Annotated in this window: 19 protein-coding genes and 1 pseudogene; 5 read left to right on the top strand and 15 right to left on the bottom strand. The window is 62.1% G+C overall.

Features of this window, described 5'->3' with window-relative positions; translation table 11 throughout:
- The first annotated feature begins 61 nt into the window (after positions 1 to 61).
- The 3 genes from A7X77_RS02665 (at position 62) to A7X77_RS02655 (ending at position 2,578) form a co-directional block, all read left to right on the top strand.
- On the top strand, positions 62 to 958 hold the full coding sequence (locus A7X77_RS02665) for a LysR family transcriptional regulator (RefSeq protein ID WP_064681450.1): 897 nt from the start codon (positions 62 to 64) through the stop codon (positions 956 to 958).
- A gap of 182 nt (positions 959 to 1,140) precedes the next feature.
- Entirely contained in the window at positions 1,141 to 1,992 is an 852-nt protein-coding gene (locus A7X77_RS02660) for a helix-turn-helix transcriptional regulator (RefSeq protein WP_064681449.1), read from the top strand.
- 40 nt (positions 1,993 to 2,032) lie between these two features.
- A complete protein-coding gene (locus A7X77_RS02655) occupies positions 2,033 to 2,578 on the top strand; it encodes a YbhB/YbcL family Raf kinase inhibitor-like protein (RefSeq protein WP_064681448.1) in 546 nt (181 codons plus the stop codon).
- A 76-nt stretch (positions 2,579 to 2,654) separates the two neighbouring features.
- Here the strand turns inward: A7X77_RS02655 and A7X77_RS02650 are convergent, their stop codons facing one another.
- From A7X77_RS02650 to A7X77_RS02635, 4 genes are all read right to left on the bottom strand, one after another.
- Positions 2,655 to 3,185, bottom strand: coding sequence for a dihydrofolate reductase family protein (locus A7X77_RS02650; RefSeq protein ID WP_064681447.1), 531 nt, complete (start codon positions 3,183 to 3,185; stop codon positions 2,655 to 2,657).
- Between the two features lie 315 nt (positions 3,186 to 3,500).
- Positions 3,501 to 5,063, bottom strand: a complete 1,563-nt coding sequence (guaA, locus tag A7X77_RS02645; RefSeq protein ID WP_064681446.1) for a glutamine-hydrolyzing GMP synthase — start codon at positions 5,061 to 5,063, stop codon at positions 3,501 to 3,503.
- A gap of 113 nt (positions 5,064 to 5,176) precedes the next feature.
- Positions 5,177 to 5,815, bottom strand: a complete 639-nt coding sequence (locus tag A7X77_RS02640; RefSeq protein WP_004673906.1) for a 5'-methylthioadenosine/S-adenosylhomocysteine nucleosidase — start codon at positions 5,813 to 5,815, stop codon at positions 5,177 to 5,179.
- On the bottom strand, positions 5,812 to 6,261 hold the full coding sequence (locus tag A7X77_RS02635) for a PaaI family thioesterase (protein WP_010028223.1): 450 nt from the start codon (positions 6,259 to 6,261) through the stop codon (positions 5,812 to 5,814). Before A7X77_RS02635 ends, A7X77_RS02640 begins: the two co-directional genes overlap by 4 nt.
- 220 nt (positions 6,262 to 6,481) lie before the next feature.
- Between A7X77_RS02635 and A7X77_RS02630 the strand changes: the two are divergent.
- Positions 6,482 to 7,401, top strand: a pseudogene (locus A7X77_RS02630) (DUF2252 family protein).
- Here A7X77_RS02630 and A7X77_RS02625 read toward each other — a convergent pair.
- The 9 genes from A7X77_RS02625 to A7X77_RS02585 all read right to left on the bottom strand — a co-directional run bounded on the left by A7X77_RS02625 (position 7,383) and on the right by A7X77_RS02585 (position 17,569).
- Entirely contained in the window at positions 7,383 to 8,480 is a 1,098-nt protein-coding gene (locus A7X77_RS02625) for a DUF1513 domain-containing protein (RefSeq protein WP_064681445.1), read from the bottom strand. The pseudogene A7X77_RS02630 and the gene A7X77_RS02625 sit on opposite strands and share 19 nt — an antisense overlap.
- A gap of 4 nt (positions 8,481 to 8,484) precedes the next feature.
- Positions 8,485 to 9,585 (bottom strand): imelysin family protein, encoded by a 1,101-nt coding sequence (locus A7X77_RS02620; protein ID WP_064681444.1) that lies wholly within the window; start codon positions 9,583 to 9,585, stop codon positions 8,485 to 8,487.
- The gene (locus A7X77_RS02615) at positions 9,585 to 11,123 is read right to left on the bottom strand and encodes a di-heme oxidoredictase family protein (protein ID WP_064681443.1); all 1,539 of its coding nucleotides are present in this window, start codon (positions 11,121 to 11,123) and stop codon (positions 9,585 to 9,587) included. Before A7X77_RS02615 ends, A7X77_RS02620 begins: the two co-directional genes overlap by 1 nt.
- A 45-nt stretch (positions 11,124 to 11,168) precedes the next feature.
- Complete coding sequence (locus A7X77_RS02610; protein ID WP_064681442.1) at positions 11,169 to 12,443, bottom strand: imelysin family protein; 1,275 nt, start codon at positions 12,441 to 12,443, stop codon at positions 11,169 to 11,171.
- 179 nt (positions 12,444 to 12,622) lie between these two features.
- On the bottom strand, positions 12,623 to 13,912 hold the full coding sequence (locus tag A7X77_RS02605) for an RsmB/NOP family class I SAM-dependent RNA methyltransferase (RefSeq protein WP_064681441.1): 1,290 nt from the start codon (positions 13,910 to 13,912) through the stop codon (positions 12,623 to 12,625).
- A 170-nt stretch (positions 13,913 to 14,082) separates the two neighbouring features.
- Positions 14,083 to 14,445 carry a septal ring lytic transglycosylase RlpA family protein gene (locus A7X77_RS02600; RefSeq protein WP_064681440.1) on the bottom strand — a complete coding sequence of 121 codons (363 nt, stop codon included), beginning with the start codon at positions 14,443 to 14,445 and terminating at the stop codon, positions 14,083 to 14,085.
- Positions 14,446 to 14,843: 398 nt separating this feature from the next.
- Positions 14,844 to 15,713, bottom strand: a complete 870-nt coding sequence (locus tag A7X77_RS02595) for an SDR family oxidoreductase (protein ID WP_064681439.1) — start codon at positions 15,711 to 15,713, stop codon at positions 14,844 to 14,846.
- Positions 15,713 to 16,864, bottom strand: coding sequence for a tRNA epoxyqueuosine(34) reductase QueG (queG, locus tag A7X77_RS02590; protein ID WP_064681438.1), 1,152 nt, complete (start codon positions 16,862 to 16,864; stop codon positions 15,713 to 15,715). The genes A7X77_RS02595 and queG overlap by 1 nt, the downstream gene beginning before the upstream one ends.
- 12 nt (positions 16,865 to 16,876) lie before the next feature.
- On the bottom strand, positions 16,877 to 17,569 hold the full coding sequence (locus A7X77_RS02585) for a glutathione S-transferase family protein (RefSeq protein ID WP_064681437.1): 693 nt from the start codon (positions 17,567 to 17,569) through the stop codon (positions 16,877 to 16,879).
- Between the two features lie 236 nt (positions 17,570 to 17,805).
- On the opposite strand from A7X77_RS02585, the gene A7X77_RS02580 reads away from it, so the two are divergent.
- Positions 17,806 to 18,603, top strand: coding sequence for an undecaprenyl-diphosphate phosphatase (locus tag A7X77_RS02580; RefSeq protein ID WP_064681436.1), 798 nt, complete (start codon positions 17,806 to 17,808; stop codon positions 18,601 to 18,603).
- Between the two features lie 239 nt (positions 18,604 to 18,842).
- Here the strand turns inward: A7X77_RS02580 and A7X77_RS33360 are convergent, their stop codons facing one another.
- Positions 18,843 to 18,995, bottom strand: coding sequence for a hypothetical protein (locus A7X77_RS33360; protein WP_003570911.1), 153 nt, complete (start codon positions 18,993 to 18,995; stop codon positions 18,843 to 18,845).
- A gap of 282 nt (positions 18,996 to 19,277) precedes the next feature.
- Complete coding sequence (locus A7X77_RS02575) at positions 19,278 to 20,258, bottom strand: complex I NDUFA9 subunit family protein (RefSeq protein WP_064681435.1); 981 nt, start codon at positions 20,256 to 20,258, stop codon at positions 19,278 to 19,280.
- Between the last annotated feature and the right edge of the window lie 17 nt (positions 20,259 to 20,275).

Below are 20,275 nucleotides of genomic sequence, written 5' to 3'. Positions count from 1 at the left end.
GCGCATGAAGTGAAGTGATTAAGTTGCCAATCCGCGATGGCTTGGTTAGGTTTCCTAACCAATGGTCGACCATCTAGAAGGCATCTCAGTCTTTCTCGCCGTGGCGGAGGCGCGGAGCTTTCGCCGTGCGGGCGAGCGTCTCGGCGTCACCCGCTCCGCCGTCAGTCAGTCCCTGCAACGTCTGGAGGATCGTCTTGGCGTCGCGCTCGTCCAGCGCACAACGCGCAGCGTCAGCCTGACCGAAGCAGGCGAAGTGTTCTTCGCGGCGGTCCGTCCATCGGTCCGGCAGGTCACGGATGCGATGCAGACGGTGCGGGACATGCAGGCGCGCCCGAGCGGCCTGCTGAGAATCACGGTGTCCTCGATCGCCGAAAGCTTCCTATCCGGCACGTTGCTCGCCGGCTTCATCGAAGCCTGTCCCGAAATCAAACTCGATATCACCATTACCGATGAAGAATTCGATATCGTTGAGGCTGGTTTTGACGCCGGTGTCCGGCTCGGCGAGGTGATCGAGCAGGACATGATCGCGATACCCGTCTCCCAAGAGCAGCGCCAATGCCCGGCGGCTTCTCCTGCCTACATCAAGCGGCACAGCCGTCCGCGCCATCCCCGTGACTTGCAAAGCCATGCCTGCATCGGCTGGCGGCCTAGACCCGATACGGCGCCCTACCGCTGGGAGTTCACCGAAAACAATCGCGATTTCGACGTCGCCGTCGACCCTGCCGTCACAACGAACGATATGGGAATGATGATCCGCCTGGCCTGTGCCGGGGCAGGGATCACTTTCGGCATGGTCGAAACCTTCCAGCCCTATTTCGATCGCGGCGAGCTCGTGCCGCTGCTGGAAGATTTCTGCCCGCCCTTTCCCGGCTTTTATCTCTATTATCCCAGGCGCGAGCGGCAACCGCTGAAGCTGCGGGCGCTGGTTGAGCATATCAAGAGGTCTGCCTGGCGTTAGATATGTCGAGCCCTTGCCGAATTTGCGGTCGATCCAAGCGAACTAAAGTCAGTCTTTGCGGCCGGGGATGTGGCGGTTCCTGCCGGCATACGCTCCCGCACAAGGTTGCTCCTGTAACGCGGTTTTGTTATTTCCCATCGCCAAGGATCAGGGGCGAGGGGCAGCCTGTTGCCGGAGAAGCCATGCTGGACGACGTCTTTCGCATTCCAACCAGGGCCCTGATCCGCCAAGGTGGGCGGGCCTGCTTTTTCCGTCTCGTCAATACGAGCCCCCTGTTGATCCAGGTGCAGTCGGGAACGAAGATCGTCATGGCGGATGACAAGGCCTTGCGCCTTGAGGCGGGCGATTATGCGCTGCTGCCGGACTATCGGCCGTTGACGATGGAGAACATTCCAAAGGCGCCGCAGAAGTATCAGACGTTGGCGCTTCCTGTTCCAAGACAGCTGTTCGAGGATGCCTATATCGCCATGGGGTCGATCGCCGTGCCCTTGCGGCCGCTCCCGGCAAGTGCCTCGAACCTGCCGGAGGAAGCGGCGGCATTGTTTGCCTATTGCTGTCAGCCCGGCAATCTGACGAGGCTTCCCGGCGCCATTGCCAAGGCGCGTTTGATGGAGCTGGTCACCTGGTTTGCGCTCTGCGGCGCGGTGCTCGGCCGATGCGAAAGTCCTCGGCTCGAGGACCGGCTGAGGCAGATGATTGAAAGTGATACGGCCTTTGATTGGACGCTGGGGCACGCGGCGGGCGCCTTCAACATGAGCGAAGCGACGCTCCGGCGTAAGCTCGCCGCCGAAAAGACAAGTTTCAGCGAGATATTGAGCGATACAAGGATGAATCGCGCCCTCGCGCTCATTCAAACCACAACCCTGCCGATGGCACAGGTGGCGCTCGAAGTCGGTTACGATTCGCCGTCGCAATTTTCGGCGCGGTTCAAAGAGCGGTTCGGCGTCAATCCGCGCCATGTGCGCGGCGGAACTGAGCGTTTTGAGCGGATCGGGGCAGAAGTTGAGCATAGCGGGGCAGATGCGCTGCCGTGATGACGGTAGTTTCCCGCATCATCAACCGCAGGAAAACAACATGCGTCTTATAACAGCAGCACTTCTGGCGGCGTCCGTCTTTGGCGCCACTGCCGCCCAAGCCGAAATGAAGCTCACTTCGAAAGATCTGACATCAGGCCAGACCATGGCCGATGCGCAGGTCTTCAACAGCTTCGGCTGCACGGGCAAGAACATCTCGCCAGAACTCAGTTGGTCGGGTGCTCCGGAGGGAACCAAGAGCTTCGCAGTCATGGTCTACGACCCGGATGCTCCGACCGGTTCGGGCTGGTGGCATTGGTCGGTGTTCAACATTCCGGCAGACGCCTCGACGATTGCCACCGGCGCAAGCGGAGATAAGAAGCTTCCGGCAGGCGCCGTGGAAGGCCGTACGGATTTCGGTACATCAGGCTATGGCGGCGCATGCCCGCCGGTCGGCGATGCGCCGCACCACTACCAGTTCACCGTCTACGCGCTCTCGGTCGACAAGCTGCCGCTTCCCGATACGGCGCCGGGCGCGATGGTTGGCTACTATGTCAGGGCAAATACGCTCGACAAGGCCTCGATCGAGGTCACTTACGGCCGCTGACCGTCGTCACGGCTGTTGTCCCTATCGAACGCCGGTCGGCCGAGGAAACCTTGGCCGACTGCTGAGGTTTGGGAAATCAAGCTGGAACGTAGACCAGCCGGATCACATTCTCGTCAATTCGGTCATTGGCCACAAGGCGGAGCGGCGGTCGGGGTCCGGCGAAATATGGCTTGCCGTGACCGAGCACGACGGGGTGCAGATAGATGACATATTCATCGATGAGGCCAAGTTCGGTGAGGCTTTGCGCCAAGTCCGGGCCGGCGACTTCGATCTCTCCGTCGCGTTCGGCTTTCAGCTTAAGGATCGCGCCCTCGAGATCGCCGTCAACAAGGCTGGCGTTTGGACCGACCGATTTCAACGAGCGCGAGACGACCCATTTCGGCTGGTTCCGCCAGGCCGCCGCGAAGGCGCGTCTTTCCGCGTCCCATTCAGGATGGTCGTCATCCCAGTAACGCATGATCTCGTACATCTGCCGACCGTACACACTGCCCGCCTGCCGCTGCGTCGCTTCGATGAAGTGACGGAAGAGTATGGGCCCTGGCGCAAACGCCGTATGATCGACGTAGCCGTCCAGCGATTGGTTCATTCCGAACACGAGCTTGGCCATGCTCACTCCTTTCCTTCGAGGCTCCATCCGCATGCGGTAGATTGCGCTGCGCCATCGATCATAGGTTAGATCGACTGATTGTGGATTGCAATTGGTTTCTCGGAGGTGAACCAGTTGCTGGACGACAAAGATGGCGCGAAGCGGACTCGAATATATGCAGGTTGGGATACGCGCCGATCGTGGATGCAAAGCGCTTCTTTGCCGATCGGTGAACGGCATGAACAGCGAGACAGGCAGCAGCTCTCTCGCACCGATCACTGATCGCCGGGCGGCGGCAACAACCGCGAAAACGACGCTATTGCCGCCTTGTTTCCGTCATTCCCACTCGATCGTGCCGGGCGGCTTCGAGGTGACGTCGTAGACCACGCGGTTGATGCCGCGCACCTCGTTGATGATCCGCGTTGCGGCGCGGCCGAGGAATTCCATGTCGTAATGGTAGAAATCGGCGGTCATGCCGTCGACGGAAGTGACGGCGCGCAGCGCGCAGACGAATTCATAGGTGCGCCCGTCGCCCATGACGCCGACGGTCTGGACGGGAAGCAGCACGGCAAAGGCCTGCCAGATGGCGTCGTAGAGGCCGGCCTTGCGGATTTCGTCGAGATAGATCGCATCGGCCTCGCGCAGGATCTCCAGCTTTTCGCGGGTGATGCCGCCGGGGCAGCGGATCGCAAGGCCGGGCCCCGGGAAGGGGTGGCGGCCGATGAAGCTGTCGGGCAGGCCGAGTTCGCGGCCGAGCGCGCGCACCTCGTCCTTGAAGAGCTCGCGCAGCGGCTCGACGAGTTGCATCTTCATGCGCTCCGGCAGGCCACCGACATTGTGGTGCGACTTGATCGTCACCGAGGGGCCGCCGGTGAAGGAAACGCTTTCGATCACGTCGGGATAGAGCGTGCCCTGGCCGAGGAAATCGGCGCCACCGAGTTTCTTTGCCTCTTCCTCGAAGGTTTCGATGAACAGCCGGCCGATGATTTTGCGCTTGGTTTCCGGGTCGCTGACGCCTTCGAGCTCGCCGATGAAACGATCGGATGCATCGACGTGCAGGAGATGCAGATTGTAGTGCTCGCGGAACATGGCGACGACGTTTACCGCTTCGTCCTTGCGCATCAGGCCGTGGTCGACGAGGATGCAGGTCAGCTGGTCGCCGACCGCCTCGTGGATCAGCAGTGCGGCGACCGAGCTGTCGACGCCGCCAGAGAGGGCGCAGATGACGCGCTTGTCGCCCACCTGCTTGCGGATCTCGTCGACGGCCTTCTGTCGGTAGGCCGACATCGACCAGTCGCCCTTGATGCCGGCAATATTGTGAATGAAGTTGCCGATCAGCTTGGCGCCGTCGGGCGTATGCACGACCTCGGGGTGGAACTGCACGCCATAATATTTGCGTTTCTCGTCGGCGATGAAGGCGAAGGGCGCGTTGGAGGAGGTGGCGACCACCTCGAAACCATCGGGCAGCGCCGTCACGCGGTCGCCATGGCTCATCCAGACCTGATGGCGCGAGCCGGAGGACCAGAGGCCCTCGAACAGCTGGCAGTCCTTGTCGACATCCAGGAAAGCGCGGCCGAATTCGCGGTGATGGCCGCTCTCGACCTTGCCGCCGAGCTGCATGCACATCGTCTGCTGGCCATAGCAGATGCCGAAGACCGGCAGACCGCTGTCGAAGATGATCTGAGGCGCCCGCGGCGATCCCTCGTCCACCGTTGAAGCCGGGCTGCCGGACAGGATCACGGCTTTCGGCTGAAGGCGCTTGAAGCCCTCGTCGGCCGATTGGAAGGGAACGATTTCGCAATAGACGCCGGCCTCGCGCACGCGCCGTGCGATGAGCTGGGTCACCTGGCTGCCGAAATCGACGATGAGAACGGAGTCGGGATGTGCTGTCTGGGTCATGTCGAGGCTTTAATGAAAAGCGCTTCGCCTGGCAATCCGGGAAATCGGCGGCATCCGGTTTTTATTGTTCCGATTGTCCCTCGCGCGTCTGCAAGACGCGCGGCTTTCAAGGGTTAGAACCAGAAAACCCCGTCCTCCAGCGCCGTGAACAGGCTGTCGACGCCGTAGGAGAGCTTGCGGTCGACGATATGTAGATACTCGGTCCAGCCCGAGATGTGCTGCAGTTCGACGGCGCCGTCGGAAATGCCGCGAAGACCGATCAGCGGCAGCTTGTAGCCCTGGCAGGCACGCAGCACCGCATAGGTCTCCATGTCGACCATGTCGGCGTCGATGTCGCTATAGGCAGCACCCGAGATGACATTGCCGCCCGTGGAAAGACTTGCCTCGGCAATACCCGGAATGCGCAGCGGCAGCTCGAGCGTCGCCGGCAGGTCGAGGAAGGGAGTCCTGCCCTTTTCGAAGCCGAGCGGCGAGGCGTCCATGTCGCGGTAGGAAACCGACGTTACCTGATAGATTTCGGTCTGTTCCAGTTTCGCCGAGCCGGCCGAGCCGAGGGAAACGACGAGATCCGGCAGATCGTCGGCCGCATCGAGCCGCGCTAGCGTCTTGGTCAGCGCAACCGCCGCCTCGACCGGACCGACGCCGGTCATCAAGGGTTCGATGCGTGAACGTAGGAAGGGGCCGTATTCGGCCTCTGCCGCCATGACGAACAGCATAGATTTTCCCGCGACCGATTTCAGTTCGAACTTCATCCCGTAATTCCTTCCCTGCCGCGGATGACCATCATCGTTCCGGTCATGGAGGCGATAAGTTTCGCCGGCCCGTCGCTGATCGCGTAGCCTCGCCCGTCGGCGACGATGATGGTAGAGCCCGGCTTGGTGATTTCGCCGCGAAACAGGAAGCGCTCGCCGCGTCCCGGCGACATGAGATTGACCTTGAACTCGATCGTCAGGATCGAGGCTTCCGGGTCGATGACGCTGTAGGCGGCGAAGCCGCAGGCCGAATCGAGCGCGGCGGAAATGATGCCAGCATGCAGGATGCCGTGCTGCTGCGTCAGTTTAATGTCGAAGGGAAGCTCGATTTCGACAACGCCGTGCTCGACGCGCGTCAGCTCCGCGCCGATCGTCTGCATCGCCGCCTGGCGCGCAAAGTTGCGGCGGATTCGCGCTCGGAAATCGCCCCTGTCAGTCTCGCTCATGGCTACCCCTCTCGAAGCGGGGAAATTGGCATGGCGGGCCGGATTCGACAAGTTGGACATCGCTGAAATCGATCCGGACGGCGATGGAAACGTCAAGGCGTGTCGCCAGCGCAACCCTTCGCCGTGCTGTTGCCCCGCATGCCCCGCGAAGACGATTGCAGCTTCGCGCTCAGCGGGTATTCTCCGACATTCTATCTCGAAATGAGGGAGCGTCGGCGCCATGACGACGATATCGCAATCGGTTCGGATTTTCGAGACCTGGCTAGCGGGCGAGCTTGGCGGCGATCTCGTCAAGGACGATCTTAAGGAAAAGCACGAGAAGATGCGCAGCGACGATTTCGGCTTCCTGCGTGCCACCTATTGGCGCTGGTGCGAGGTCATCCTCGATATCTGCCCGGAGCTCGGCCGCGCGCCTGAGGTGCTGGCGATCGGCGATACGCATCTGGAGAATAGCTGATCCTCGGCGGTTATCGCAGAGGCCTTGAAAATCCGCTGCCGGTCATCCTCGAACGCGATCACAATTGGCTGCGCAAGGCGCTGATGCTGTCGAATTCCGAACGCCGGGAATTCTGGGAAAAATACGAGATGCTGCCTGCGGGCAAGAAGAAGGCGCCGTCAGCCTATACCGAGGCGCTTGCGGGCGCGTTTCCGCCCGGGGCAGGCCCCTTCACGGCCAAGCGGCGCAGCGCCGGTACCGGCAGCCTCGGCCGCCCGCGTTTCGTCGCCTATGCCGAATGGCAAGGCGGGCCGGTCTTGCGCGAGGCGAAGGCGCTGGTGCCGTCGACCTGGTCGCTTTGCCACAGGCCGCTTGATGTGACGATCCGTGCGGGTGAAATCGCCGGCGGGCGGGCGCGCTCGAGCGATCCTCATTATCACGTCTGCGCCCGCATCCTCGTGCGCCGGCTTTCGCCAAACAGCCGCAAGATCGAGATCGACAAGCATGCGGAGATCCTGCTTTCGCCGACAATGCTCGAATTGATGGGCTTCGAGATCGCCAATTGCCATTCCGATGATGCGGCGGCGGCCGCAGCGATCCTGCAGGTTTTGCAGGCCCGGGCACCCGAATGGCTGCAGGAGGCGGCAAGAGCCGCGGCATCGAGCGTCAGCGCCGAGCAGAAGACCTATGCGCGCACCCGCTGAGAGACCCGGACGATGTGCTGATCCCAGGCGACATCGCTGCGCCTCGAGAGGAAGTCGCCGTCATAGGAGGAGACGGCAAAGCCATCTCTTGCCGGAGCGATGCCGGCGGCCTCTGGAACGGCGATCTCGGCCAATACCTTGCCCGTTTTTGCGTCGATGGTCACCGAGGCGCCGCCTTTCGGCGAGGTGATGCCGACGAGACCTTCGCTGCGGTTGACGGCGATCGCCCCGACACAGTTGGCAAGCCTGCGCGTCGTCTCCTCCGGCAGCGCGACGAAGGAAAGATCCTCTCCCTTGGCGAAATGGCCGACGAGCGGCGGCAAGTCCTTGCGGTGGCCTTCGTACTGGCAGGCGAACCAGATGCGGTCCTCGCCGTCGAGGTCGACATGGCGGGTCGACAGCTGCGACCATTCGGCCGGCAGCACGTGTTTTTCGATCAACGCGCCGGTTGCCGCGTCGATCAGCGCCAGCGACGGCTGCATCGCCCCGAGATTGAGCTTGGTGCGGCCGAAATCCGGATGCGTCTCGATGCCGCCATTGGCGACGATGAGAAGACGCCCGTCATCGGAAACCGTCATATCGTGCGGACCGATGCCATAGGTTTCGTATTCACCGATGCGGGTGAAGCGATCGGTTGCGTCGTAGAGACCGACCATGCCGCGATTGCCGTCGAAATCATTCTCGCTGGCATAGAGGATCCGGCCATCGGGCGAGAAGGCGCCGTGCCCGTAGAAATGGCGGTCTTCGCGGGAACTGATGACGATTGGCTCGCCCTTATCTCGTGGATCGAAGATCATCGCATAGGTGCCCGGCCGGCGCGCGAAGGCGACGGTCTTGCCGGTGGCGGCGCTGAAGGCCATGCCGTGGGCGCGGGCCGGAAGCGCCACCTGATCGATAATCTCGCCGTGCTCGGTCACGGTCGCGATGGCAAAGGAACCGTTCGCCGTGCGAATACCCGAGGCATAGACCGCGTCGGCCCGTTCAAGCGCCATCAGCGACCTTGGCGCCAAGCTCGCCAGGAAGCCGATTCCTGCCGCCTTGACGAAACTGCGTCGGTTGATCGGGGCACTTTGCATCATCGCTTCAGTCTCCGTCAGAAAAGGAAAAGCCGGCCGAAAGGCCGATGGCCGCGCCATATTCGTCGCTGATCCGGGTGATCAGATCACGGCTTTCGGCCAAAAGCGTGTCGAGCTTGGCCTTCTCGGCATCGCTGACAGCGGCGTCGATGTCGGGATTGAGCTTCGGCACGCTGTCGAGCAGCGATTTGAAGCCCTCGTCGATCGAGGCGGCGATCGCCTTTTTGTCCGGCGGCAGGAGCTCGGCCATACCGGCCTTCTGCCAGAGCGTGCGCAGGCCGTCGATGTTGGCCGCCATCGATTTCCAGGTGTTCTTGGAGCGCCAGTAGATCGCCATGCGCGGCCGCGGCGCGTTATCCTTGCCCTTGTAGAACTGTTCCAGCCGCTGATCGCGGACATTCTCCGCGCCGTGGACGAGAATGCCGAGCAGTGCAGTCACGGCCTCCTTGTTGTCCATGAAATCATTGCTCTGCGGGCCGGGATGTTTCCAGCTCGCCTGCACCCCGTCCGGCTTTTCCCAGGCGGCGACGACTTCGCCGGCTTCGCGCTGGATATTGCCGGCGACGGCGGCGCCGTAAAGGCAGCGGAAGCCGCCCTTCTGCCCGACCAGATTTTCCGAGCCGTTGCCGTAAAGCACGTATTCCAGCGCCGTCAGGCCCTGCAGCGCCACGCTCTTGCCGGCGATCGCATCGACCGTCGCATCCTTCGGATCGGCCTTGGCGATCAGCGCCTGCACCTGCTTCAGGCCGACGCCCTTGCGGTCGGGATAAAACAGGATGTGCTCGAAGAGATTGTCCTGGATGACGGGCCCGGTCTGAACGATCTCGATGATCGACCAGTAGCGGATCGTATCGTCGAAGGCGGATTTCGCCTTGTCAAGCGTCTGCTCCGTGCCGCCGTCGCAGAGATCCTTCATCGCCGTCGTCAACCGGGCGGACGATTGCTGCATGTTGCGGTAGCCCGGTCGGATCACCTCGTCGACGGCGCGCTGCATGACGGCGGGAACGGCATCCTCGTTGAGCCCTGCCGAAGGAGCGGCGGTCTGGGCGGCTGCCGATGTGGCGAGACCGATCAGAGTGAGGCAGAGCAGGGGGTGCCGAAGGCGCATCAAAGTGACTCCAGGAATGTAATCAGGGCCGCCCTGTCGTCTCTCGACAGGGCGGCGAAAGCGTTGCGGGCCTTTTCAGCTTCGCCGCCGTGCCAGAGGATCGCCTCGGTGAGATCTCGCGCACGGCCGTCATGCAGGAAAAAGCTGTGTCCGCTGATAGTACGGGTCAGTCCTATACCCCATAGTGGTGGCGTGCGCCATTCACGTCCGCTTGCAAGCCCGACCTGCTGCCCGTCGGCAAGCCCGTCACCCATATCGTGCAGAAGAAAGTCGGAATAGGGCCAGATCAACTGGAATGATTGCGCCTTGTCAGGCGAATCCCGGCGCGTGACGAATTTCGGCACATGGCAGGAAATGCAGCCGCTTTCGTAGAAAATCCGTTTGCCCTTCAGTGTCTCGGGGAAGCTCGCCTTGCGGCGCGCCGGAACGGCAAGATTTTCCGAATAGAAGGTCACGAGGTCGAGAATGGGCCCCGGCGCTTCTTCCTCGCCCAGCCGCTTCTGTACGCCGGTCGGCATTTCGAGGCATTTCTCCTCCGCCTTGGTGCAATCGCCATGCGCGTCCGGATGGTCGGGCGTGGAGATGCCGATATCATTGGCGAAGGCGTCAGCATTCTGGTCGCGCACCGTGGCGTTCTGCGCCTTCCAGCCGAACCGGCCGAGCGCGATCTCGCCGCCGCGATGATCGCGGACGATCGCCGCCTTGCCGGAGACGCCGTCGCCATCGGCATCGTCAGGGTCGGCATGGGCAAGGATATCGGCCGCGGGGATCGCCTCGATCAGCCCGAGGCCGATCATGGCGGGGGCGACACGCGCCGAGATCGTCGTCGCAGCATCGAGCGGTCCATAGGCCAGATTGGTCGCCGCATAATGCGGCCGGCGCAGCGATACGGTTTCGCCGTCGCCAAGTGTTACCGTCTCCTCATCATAGCGGATCGCCATTCGGCCTTCGGCGGCAAGGCCGGGAACGGCAAGATCCTGCAGCTGATGGCCATAGACCGGATCGGGGAAGTTGAGGATGTCAGCGCCCGCGATCGCCTTTTCCTCTTCCGGCGTCCTGGCTGCGCGGGAAAGCCGCAGGAACATCGACACGGCACTCGGACCACCCTCCTGCGGTTTGCCCCGGCCGTCATTGACATGGCAGCTCATGCAGGAGCGGGCGTTGAAAAGCGGCCCGAGGCCATCGGAGGCCTGCGTCGAGGAGGGCGAGGAAACCCAGAGCTTGCGGAAGAGCGCATTGCCGAGCTTGAAATTCTGCTCTTCCTCGAAGGGGATATTGGCCGATATATGCGAGAAGCTGTCTTCGGTGACCGGGTCGATCGAGGTCGCGCCACCCGCCTGCATCGCCTCATATTGTTCGGCCTTGGAAAAATCCCCGGTCGGCCGGATGACGTCGGCGACGCGTTTCAGGTCGGCTTCGGAGAGGTCGGTGCGTTTCGCGGGAAGATCGAAACCGGTGGCGAGTGCTTCGGGAAAACCGGCAAGCGTGGCGCAGAGCATTGCGCGGGCGATCAATCGGCGGGCCGGGGCATGCGACATTTCAGGGTTCGGGCCGCCTCGTCATCGAAGCGGCCCGCCTTTTGCTTATTTGAAGACAGCGTTAGGATTATCCAAGCTGTCGGAACCTTCAAGCTGAACCGTGCCGAGATCGAGTGCGGCAATAACGCGCTGGATCGATTTCGTCTGGTCGATCAGCCCGTCGATGGCGGCCTGGACGACGGCGTTGCCTTCCTTGTTGCCCTCACCGATCATCTGGTCGTACTTCTCGACCGTCTCGCCGCGCTTGGCCATGGCGTTCATCGCATCGAGCGTCTTGTTGAGCTTGCCTTCCATCTCGGCATCGAGCGCCTTGTCCTTGGCGGCCACGAGGTCATGCAGCGAGGGGCCCGTGAGCTTGGTGCCGTCGACGCGGGTATAGTTGCCGGTATAGGCAGCGGCGATGCCGATCGCGTCGTTGAGATGCGAATTGTAGGTATTGTCGGAGAAGCAATCATGCTCTTCCTCAGGATCGTGCAGCAGCAGGCCGAGCTTCATGCGCTCGCCGGCAAGCTCGCCGTAGGAGAGCGAACCCATGCCCGTCAGGATCGCGACGAGGCCGGCCTTCGGATCGGCTTCGACGTTCTTCGTCGCAGCCCCGTCCGGCTTCCAGGTGTCGGTCATTTCCTGCAGGTCGGAGACCAGCAGCGTGGCGGCGGACTTCAGATACTCGGCGCGGCGGTCGCAATTGCCGTGCGTGCAGTTCTTGAGATCGTAATCCGTTGCCGGGCGATTGCCGGCGCCGGGACCGGTGCCGTTCAGATCCTGGCCCCACAGCAGGAATTCGATGGCGTGGTAGCCTGTTGCCACATTGGCTTCGATGCCGCCGGCCTCCTGCAGCGTGCCGGAGAGGAATTCCGGCGTCAGCTTCGAGGCGTCGACATCCTTGCCGTCGATCTTGACCGTCTTGTTGGCAATGACATTGGCGACATAGAGGGAGTTTTCGTCGCTCTCGGTGCCGTAGGAGGGATCGACATAGTCTATCAGGCCTTCATCGAGCGGCCACGCGTTGACCTTGCCTTCCCACTCGTCGACAACAGGATTGCCGAAGCGATAGACTTCCGTCTGCTGGTAGGGGACGCGGGCCTTGATCCAGGCCTCCCGGGCCGCCTTGAGCGTCGCATCGCTCGGCGCCTTCAGAAGGGCGTCGATCGCGGCATCGAGCGCCTTTGCCGTCGTCAGCGAGTCTTCGTATTTCGCATGCGCCACGTCGGCATAATGTTTCACCACGGCCGCCGCATCGGTCGCGGCATGCGCGGGAAGAGCGAGCAGGGCTGCGGGGGCGATCGCCAGCACGGCTGCGCGGAGTTTGTTGAGCTTCATGATCCTCTCCTGTGACGGATCTTCCGTCTAATCGGGGCTCCGTCTCTTCGCGCAAAAGCAAACTGGTGTCAAATGCTCTAGTTTGGAACGGTTTTAAGGATGAAGAGGGGCCACAAACACGCTTGTATTGCAGGGCATTCGCCTGGAAAAATAGGCAACACCGCGCTCCTCGCCGCGGGTTAGTCTTTGCGCTGCATACGGCAGAAGAAGAAGCCGTCGGTATCGGTGGAGGCAGGCGTCAGCGTCACCGTCAGGCCGTCGGACGAGTGCGGCCGCGGGGCCTCTTTGCCGAAGAGCGCGTCCCAGGCGGGCAGGGCGCTGACGATCTGGAAATCAGCATTGCCGGCGGTAAAACGGCGCACCTGTTCCTCGTTTTCCTGAGGCAGAACCGAGCAGGTGACATAGATCAGCTCGCCGCCCGGTTTGACGAAGCCGCTCGCCTGCGCCAGCGCATCCTGCTGCTGGGCGGTGCGTTCGTCGAGGTTCTTCGCCGTCAGCCGCCATTTCGTATCGGGGCGGCGGCGCCATGTGCCGGTTCCGGTGCACGGCGCATCGACCAGCACCTTGTCGCAGCGCCCGGCAAGGCCGGATAGGCCCCTGGCGTCGTCATGCACCTGGACATTGCGCGTGCCCGCCCGCTTCAGCCGTTCGATGATCGGCGCCAGCCGTTTGCGGTCGGCGTCATAGGCGTGAACCTGTCCCTTGTTCTGCATGGCGGCCGCCATGGCGAGGGTCTTGCCGCCGCCGCCGGCACAATAGTCGAGAATTTGTTCGCCGTCCTTGGCCAGCACCAGGTCGGCGACGATCTGCGAACCCTCGTCCTGAACCTCGAACCAGCCTTTCTGGAACGAAAGCTCGGCTGTCACGTTGGGAAGGCGCGAGGCGCCTTCGCCGGCGGCAATCCGGATGCCGTAGCGGGCTATCTTCGCAGCATGTGCGCCGGCGCGTTCGAGCGCCTTGACGGCCTTGTCGCGGGAGGCCTTCAGGATGTTGGCGCGCAGATCGAGTGTCGGGCGCGCCGCGAGCGCCTGTGCCTCGGCGAGCCAGCCGGCGCCGAAGGCCTGTTCGAAGGAGGGTTGGATCCATTCGGGAATATCGCCGCGGATATGCGGCGGCGCATCGTCGAGCGAGCGGCTCACAAAGGCGGCGAGGGCATCAGCTGAAAGCGGCGGCGGCGCAAACTTGTCGTCCGTCAGTTCGGTGACGAGGCGATCGGGCGTGAAGCCCCATTGGCGAAACATGACGGCGTGGGCGATGGCCGCAGCGCTGTCGTCATCCATCAGCCAGGCATGGGAAAGCCGCATGCGCAAGGCGTCGTAGACGATGTTGCCGATCGCCGCACGATCGCCGGAACCGGCAAAGCGGTGCGCGAGGCCCCAGTCCTTGAGCGCGTCGGCGACGGGCCGCTTGCGGGCATCGATATCCGCGAGCACAGAAATCGCCCCTTCGAGGCGGCCGCCCAGACGCATTCACATATCTCCTGTTGCCATGACGTGCGAACGATCCGCACAGGCCGGGCGGATTGTTGACAAGTTTCAACCGCGTGGTAACCGCGATTGGCGGCAAGAGCAAGCGCCGGTCAGGGCGCAGCCGGTTGTACGGCGCTGTCAGCCTTAGCTGTTAACTTCGAGTGTCAGCTTTAGCTGATCACTTGGTAGCAGACTTTCGCCGTGCCTGAGCTCACCATGCCGATATTCTGTGCGGCGGCGCGCGACAGATCGAGCACGCGTCCCCGAATGAACGGCCCGCGATCATTGATGCGGACGACGACGGTGCGGCCATTGTTGCGGTTGGTGACCTTCACCTTGGTGCCGAACGCGAGCGAACGATGTGCGGCAGTCAAGATGGCGGGGTTCATACGTTCCCCGGAAGCAGTTTTGGAGCGAAGCGCGTACCATGAAGCACCGCCGCAGCCATTGCCAGCAAAACTCTCCGCCGGAAGCATGGAAGAGCAGGCTGCAATAGTTACGGCAGCGATAATAGAACGACGTATGTTCTTCAAAACAGAGTATCCCTCAACTATTGAACTCACGCCCTTGCAGGCGGCGGGGCTTAAATCTGCTCAAAAGTGGCGAAAAAGTGCCGCTCTCGTTCACGGAGTGTTACAGCCTGTAACATTTGTCAGCATATTGATATAATGACGGAAATGGACGGCGACCCATCGATGTGGAAAAAACATAATGAAATCAGTTAAAATGAGAATGAATTTTCCGAGGCTGAAGCCATAATGCCGCCATTCACAAAAACGGCGAAAATTCTTTTCTCGCTTTGCCATATTTATTGCCACATTTGGGCAAATTTAAAGGCCGTTAACTATAATACAGGGCGAAATTTGTCCCTGTGATCGTGCAAAGTAGGAATTTCCTACTCCTTTCGGGCCAGCCGTGGTCGCTACAGGCTCTAGCCGCGCCAGCGTCCGTCCTGCCACAATTGCGCAAGCGACATCGGATAAGTCGGGAAAGAGAATTTGAAGCCGGCCGCCTTCAGTTTCCCGTTCGAAACGCGCTTGTTTTCGCCGTAGAAGGTGCGCGCCATCGGCGTCAGTTCTGCGGTCTCGAATGCCTGCTCCGGCGGCGGTTCGACGCCCATCAGCCGGGCTGCCTCGACGATCACGTCTTGCGGCGGGCCGGGCCGGTCGTCGGTGACATTATAGATGCCGCCGAGACCGCGTTCCGACAGGAAGCGGGTCGCCGCACCAATATCTTCGACGCGGATGCGGTTGAAAACCTGGTCCTTCTTGATCAGCCGCCGCGCCGTGCCCTTTTCCAGATTGCAGAAGGCGTTGCGCCCCTGCCCGTAGATGCCGGAAAGACGCAGCACCGCCGCCGGCACTCCGCGTTCCCGGCCGATCGCCAGCCATCCCTGTTCGGCTTCGAGCCGCTCTTTTGATCGTCCGGAAACGGGTACGCAGGGCGTTTCCTCGCTCACCCACGCGCCCTTGTGATCGCCATAGACGCCGACCGTCGAGAGATAGCCGATCCATTCGAGCCGGGGCAGGAGACGGGCGCTGTCGTCGCCCAACAGCCGCAACAGCGGGTCGGCCTTTCCAGGCGCGATCGATTGCACGAGGTGGGTGACGCTCTCCAGCGCCCGGCGCAACCCGTCTCCCATGGTCTCGCCGTCGAAGAGGAACGCATCGATGCCGTTGGCTCGCAACCCCTCCATCTTGTCGGCCGAGCGCGTGGTGCCGGACACGCGCACGCCCTGGCCGGCGAAGGCCTTTGCGATCGCCGTGCCGGAATAGCCGCAGCCAAAGATCATCACATGCATCAGTCCACTCCCCCCAGCCGCCATTCGTTCAGCACATCGTCGTCGCTCTCATCGGTCCTTTCTGCTGCAAAGATGGAGAATTCGCCAGCCTCCATCAGCCGGGAAAGTGCCCACACCGCCATGCCGCGCACCACCGGGGCGGCATCGCCGGCGAGCTCGCGACATTGCGCAATAAGTGCCGTCTGGCCGGAATTGCCGGCGGCGATCAGCACATTGCGGATGAAGCGGTCGCGGCCGATCCGCTTCACCGGCGAACCGCTGAAGAAGGCGCGGAAGGCGGCATCGTCGAGCGTCAGCAGAAAAGCGAGAGACGGCTCCTTCAGATCGTCCCGGGCCTTGAGCTTCATTTCAGAGGCCGAGACCGCGAACTTGTTCCAGGGACAGGCGGCAAGACAGTCGTCACAGCCGTAGATGCGATTGCCGATCAGCGGCCTGAGCTCGGGGTCGATCGGCCCCTTGTGCTCGATGGTGAGATAGGAGATGCAGCGGCGCGCATCGATCTGATAGGGCGCCGGGAAGGCAGCCGTCGGACAGATGTCGAGGCAGGCGCGGCAGGAGCCGCAATGGTCCGTTTCCGGCGCATCGACGTTAAGGTCGGCGGTGGTGAACATGCTGCCGAGAAACAGCCAGGAACCATGCGTACGGCTGACGAGATTGGTATGTTTGCCCTGCCAGCCGAGGCCGGCCGCTGCCGCCAGCGGTTTTTCCATGACCGGCGCGGTATCGACGAACACTTTCACGTCGGCGCCGGCGCGTGCCGCAAAACGCGTGGCGATCTCCTTCAGCCGGCCCTTGATGATGTCGTGATAATCCCGGTTGCGCGCATAGACGGAGATCGCCGCCTTGTCCGGTTTGTCGAGGATGCCGCGCGGATCCTCTTCCGGGGCGTAGTTGAGGCCGAAGACGACGACGGACCGGACCTCGCTCCAGAGCGTCAGCGGATCACCGCGCCGGTCGCGCGTCTCCGCCATCCACTCCATCGTCCCGTGGCGCCCGGCATCGATGAACTCGCCGAGGCGCTCTTTCGCTTCAGGGATCGCGTCCGGGCGGGTGATGCGGCACAGATCGAAGCCCCTGGCGGCGGATTCCGCCCGGACGAACTCGGTCAAATTGTCGCGGCGGCGGCGCTCTTTGTCATCATTGTCGGGCATGAAAAGCCCTCGTCAGAAATCCAGATCGGCATAGTGCGAAACCGGGGTCAGGCCGCGCACGCGCTCGGTCAGCATCGGCCGGAAGGAGGGGCGCGACTTCAGCCGCTGATACCATTCCTTGACGACAGGGGCGTCGGCCCACTCGATTTCGCCGAGATAATCGAGGATTGAGATCGAGGCGGCAGCGGCAAGATCGGCATAGCTCATCCGCTCGCCGGCCAGCCACTGACGCGAGCCGGCAAGCCAGGTAAGATAACGCATATGCTGGCGGATATTCGCGCGTGCCGTGCGCAAAACCTTGGAATCCGGCGCTCCGCCGCCCTGATCTGATGTCATCTGCAACTTGTAGACACGCTCGCGGGCGAGCGGTTTCGTCACGTCGTTTTCCATCTTCTGCATGAACCATTCGCTCAGCCGGCGTATTTCTGCCCGCTGGAAAGGGTCCTCGGCGAGCAGCCGCCGGTCGCGCTTCAATACGCCGTGCGTCTCGTCGAGATATTCGGAAATGACGGTCGCGCCACAGAGCGCGCGCATGCTGTCGTCGACATAGACCGGCAGCGTGCCGGCCGGATTGAGCGCCAGGAAATCCCGGCGCTTCTCCCATGTCTGCTCCTCGATCATATCCGCCTGATAGCCGTATTCGGCCAGGATCAGCCGGACGAAGCGAGATGCGGAGGACATGGGATGATGATAAAGCGTGGGCATCGATACTCGGGCTTTATGATTGCTGTTACAGGACTGTGTGGCAGCTCGTTTATAGCGCCTTAGTCGTGACTCATTGGTTGAAGCTATAGGAGCTTGGCCCGGCCAATACAAGCGAATCGGCTTCCACGCCATCTGACAAGGGATAAAACAACCGTCTTGCGATTGAGGATAGATGCAGCGCCTGATCGGCTCAAGCGCTGTTCAAGTCCGACAGACCTTTAAACCGGAGACAATTTATGGACTATATCAATGCCGTCCTGCTCGGTATCATCGAGGGGATCACCGAATTTCTGCCGATTTCGAGCACCGGCCATCTCATCATCGCGGAGCAATGGCTCGGCCATCGGTCGGACATGTTCAATATTGTCATTCAAGCCGGCGCCATCCTGGCGGTGACCATTATCTACTGGCGTCGCCTGCTGGATCTGGTGCTCGGCTGGCGCGAGCCGGCGAATCGCGACTATGCCGCCAAGCTGATCGTCGCTTTTCTTATCACCGCAATCCTCGGGTTCGTCGTCAAGAGACTCGGCTTCGAACTTCCAGAAACTGCGACGCCGATCGCCTGGGCGCTGATTATCGGCGGTATCTGGATGATCTTCGCCGAATGGGCTGCGGCGCGTAAGGCTCCCCATAAGGAGATCACCTGGCTCGTCGCCATCCTGGTCGGCATTGCCCAGATCGTTGCCGGTGTCTTTCCGGGAACCTCGCGCTCCGGCGCCACGATCTTCGTCGCCATGCTCGCCGGCACCGGCAATCGCGCCGCGGCGACGGAATTCGCCTTTCTCGTCGGCATCCCCACAATGTATGCCGCAAGCGGTTATGAGCTGCTGAAGACGTTCAGTGACGGCGGCGCGGCCGGCGAAGACTGGACGGCGCTGGCGATCGCCTTCATCGTTTCCACCATCGTCGCCTTCATCGCGGTCAAATGGCTGCTCGCCTATATCAGGAGCAACCGCTTCACACTGTTTGCCATCTACCGCATCATTCTCGGCGTTTTGCTGCTCGGCATGGCCACATCAGGCCTGATCGCCTGAGCCATTCCCATCGCATTGCATTCGCGCGTCTCCCAGGCGCGGATGCAATTGCCCGTCAGATGTCGCGAAGTGACTTCTAAGCGACAGGCCCAAACGGTCCCATCTGGCAATGTTTGAGAAAGTAAGGATCCACTGCTTTTGAAGCGGGCAAGACCGAGCGCTTATTTGGGAACATCCTGGTTCAGACGCTCCGGCCGCTATCTGTCTCTATGAGGCCGGCGCCGAAGCCGGCCTTTTCGTCAATGGCTGATCGAAGCCGTCGAGCAAGGATCGACGCCGTAGGCCGGCGAGCAGCCGCCCTTTACCGCCGCGACCGAACCGGACGCGACGAAGGAGCCTGCAAGGATAACCAGCGCCGCACACGCAAACAGGAGCGCGATTGACTTGCCCATCGAGTATTGCCTTTCACAGTGATTGCCGCACGCTTACGCAGGCGTCGAGTCCGTTGGAGACGCGCGGGGTTTGGTAGTCAGTGGAATGGCAAATAGCAATAAACGTTCCTGCTAAATTTGGCGTTAATTCCACAAAATTTCCGCTGCGTCTTTTATGCAACTGAACTTGATATGACCGGCACGGCCAACATTTGAAACTTGCGCCGGCTTTGCTTCAGCCGAAAATGCAAAACGCCGTCCGCGCTATGCGCGAACGGCGCTATGTCGAAGGCAAAAATTTGTTCAGGCAGCCTTTCCGGAGCCGGTGTACTGGCCGTGCGGACGATACTGCACCAGGTAGGATTCCAGCACCGAGGCCACCATGGTCGGCGCAATGCCAAGGCCCTTCAGCGTGCGGCCTTCCGCTTCGGCTTCGGCGGAGACGATATTGTCGCGCTTGAGCAGGCGCACCTGGTCGGGGGTGATCGGCGGCGTCACGAATGGGATCAGCGAGGCGATGCTGCCGATCATCGACGCAATGCCGAAGGGCAGGGACACGAGCGGGTTCTTGCGGCTCGTCACCTTTAGCATCGTCTCGAGACATTCGCGGAAGCTCAGCACCTCGGGCCCGCCAAGCTCATAGACCTTGCCGGCGGGGACCTTGCCGTCGACGGCGCGGGCGATGGCCTCGGCGACATCCTCGACATAGACGGGCTGAAATCTCGTCTTGCCGCCACCAACCAGCGGCAGGACCGGCGACATGCGCGCCATTTTGGCGAACTTGTTGAAGAAACTGTCCTCCGGCCCGAAGACGATCGAGGGACGGAAGATTACCGCATCCGGCTTGATGGAGAGGATGGCCGTCTCGGCGCGGCCCTTGGTGCGGCCATAGCCCGAGTCGGAATTGGCATTGGCGCCGATCGCCGAAATATGGGCGAGGCTCGCGCCGGCGTTGCGCGCCGCCTCGGCGACCGCGCGGGCGCCGAATTCCTGCACGGCGTCGAAGGTGTTGCGGCCGGTCTCGTGCAGAATGCCGACGCAGTTGACGACGTGGCTTGCGCCTTCGACGGCGCGGTCGATCGAGTTGCGATAACGCAGGTTCGCCTGCACGAAGGAAATCTGGCCGACATTGCCGAGCGGCTGCAGGAAGCCGGCGAGATCAGGACGGCGCACCGCGACGCGGATGCGGTACCCGCGCTTGGCCAGCGCCCGGACCACGTGCCTGCCCACGAAGCCGGACCCTCCGAACACGGTGACGAGCGGCGGCAGGTTGGCAAGGGTCATGGCAGGTTCCTCGAAAG

Source organism: Rhizobium bangladeshense (genome assembly GCF_001662075.1).
Lineage (GTDB): Bacteria > Pseudomonadota > Alphaproteobacteria > Rhizobiales > Rhizobiaceae > Rhizobium > Rhizobium bangladeshense_B.
The sequence above is the reverse complement of the archived record's forward strand: the minus strand, read 5'-3'. Positions and strand labels throughout refer to the sequence as shown.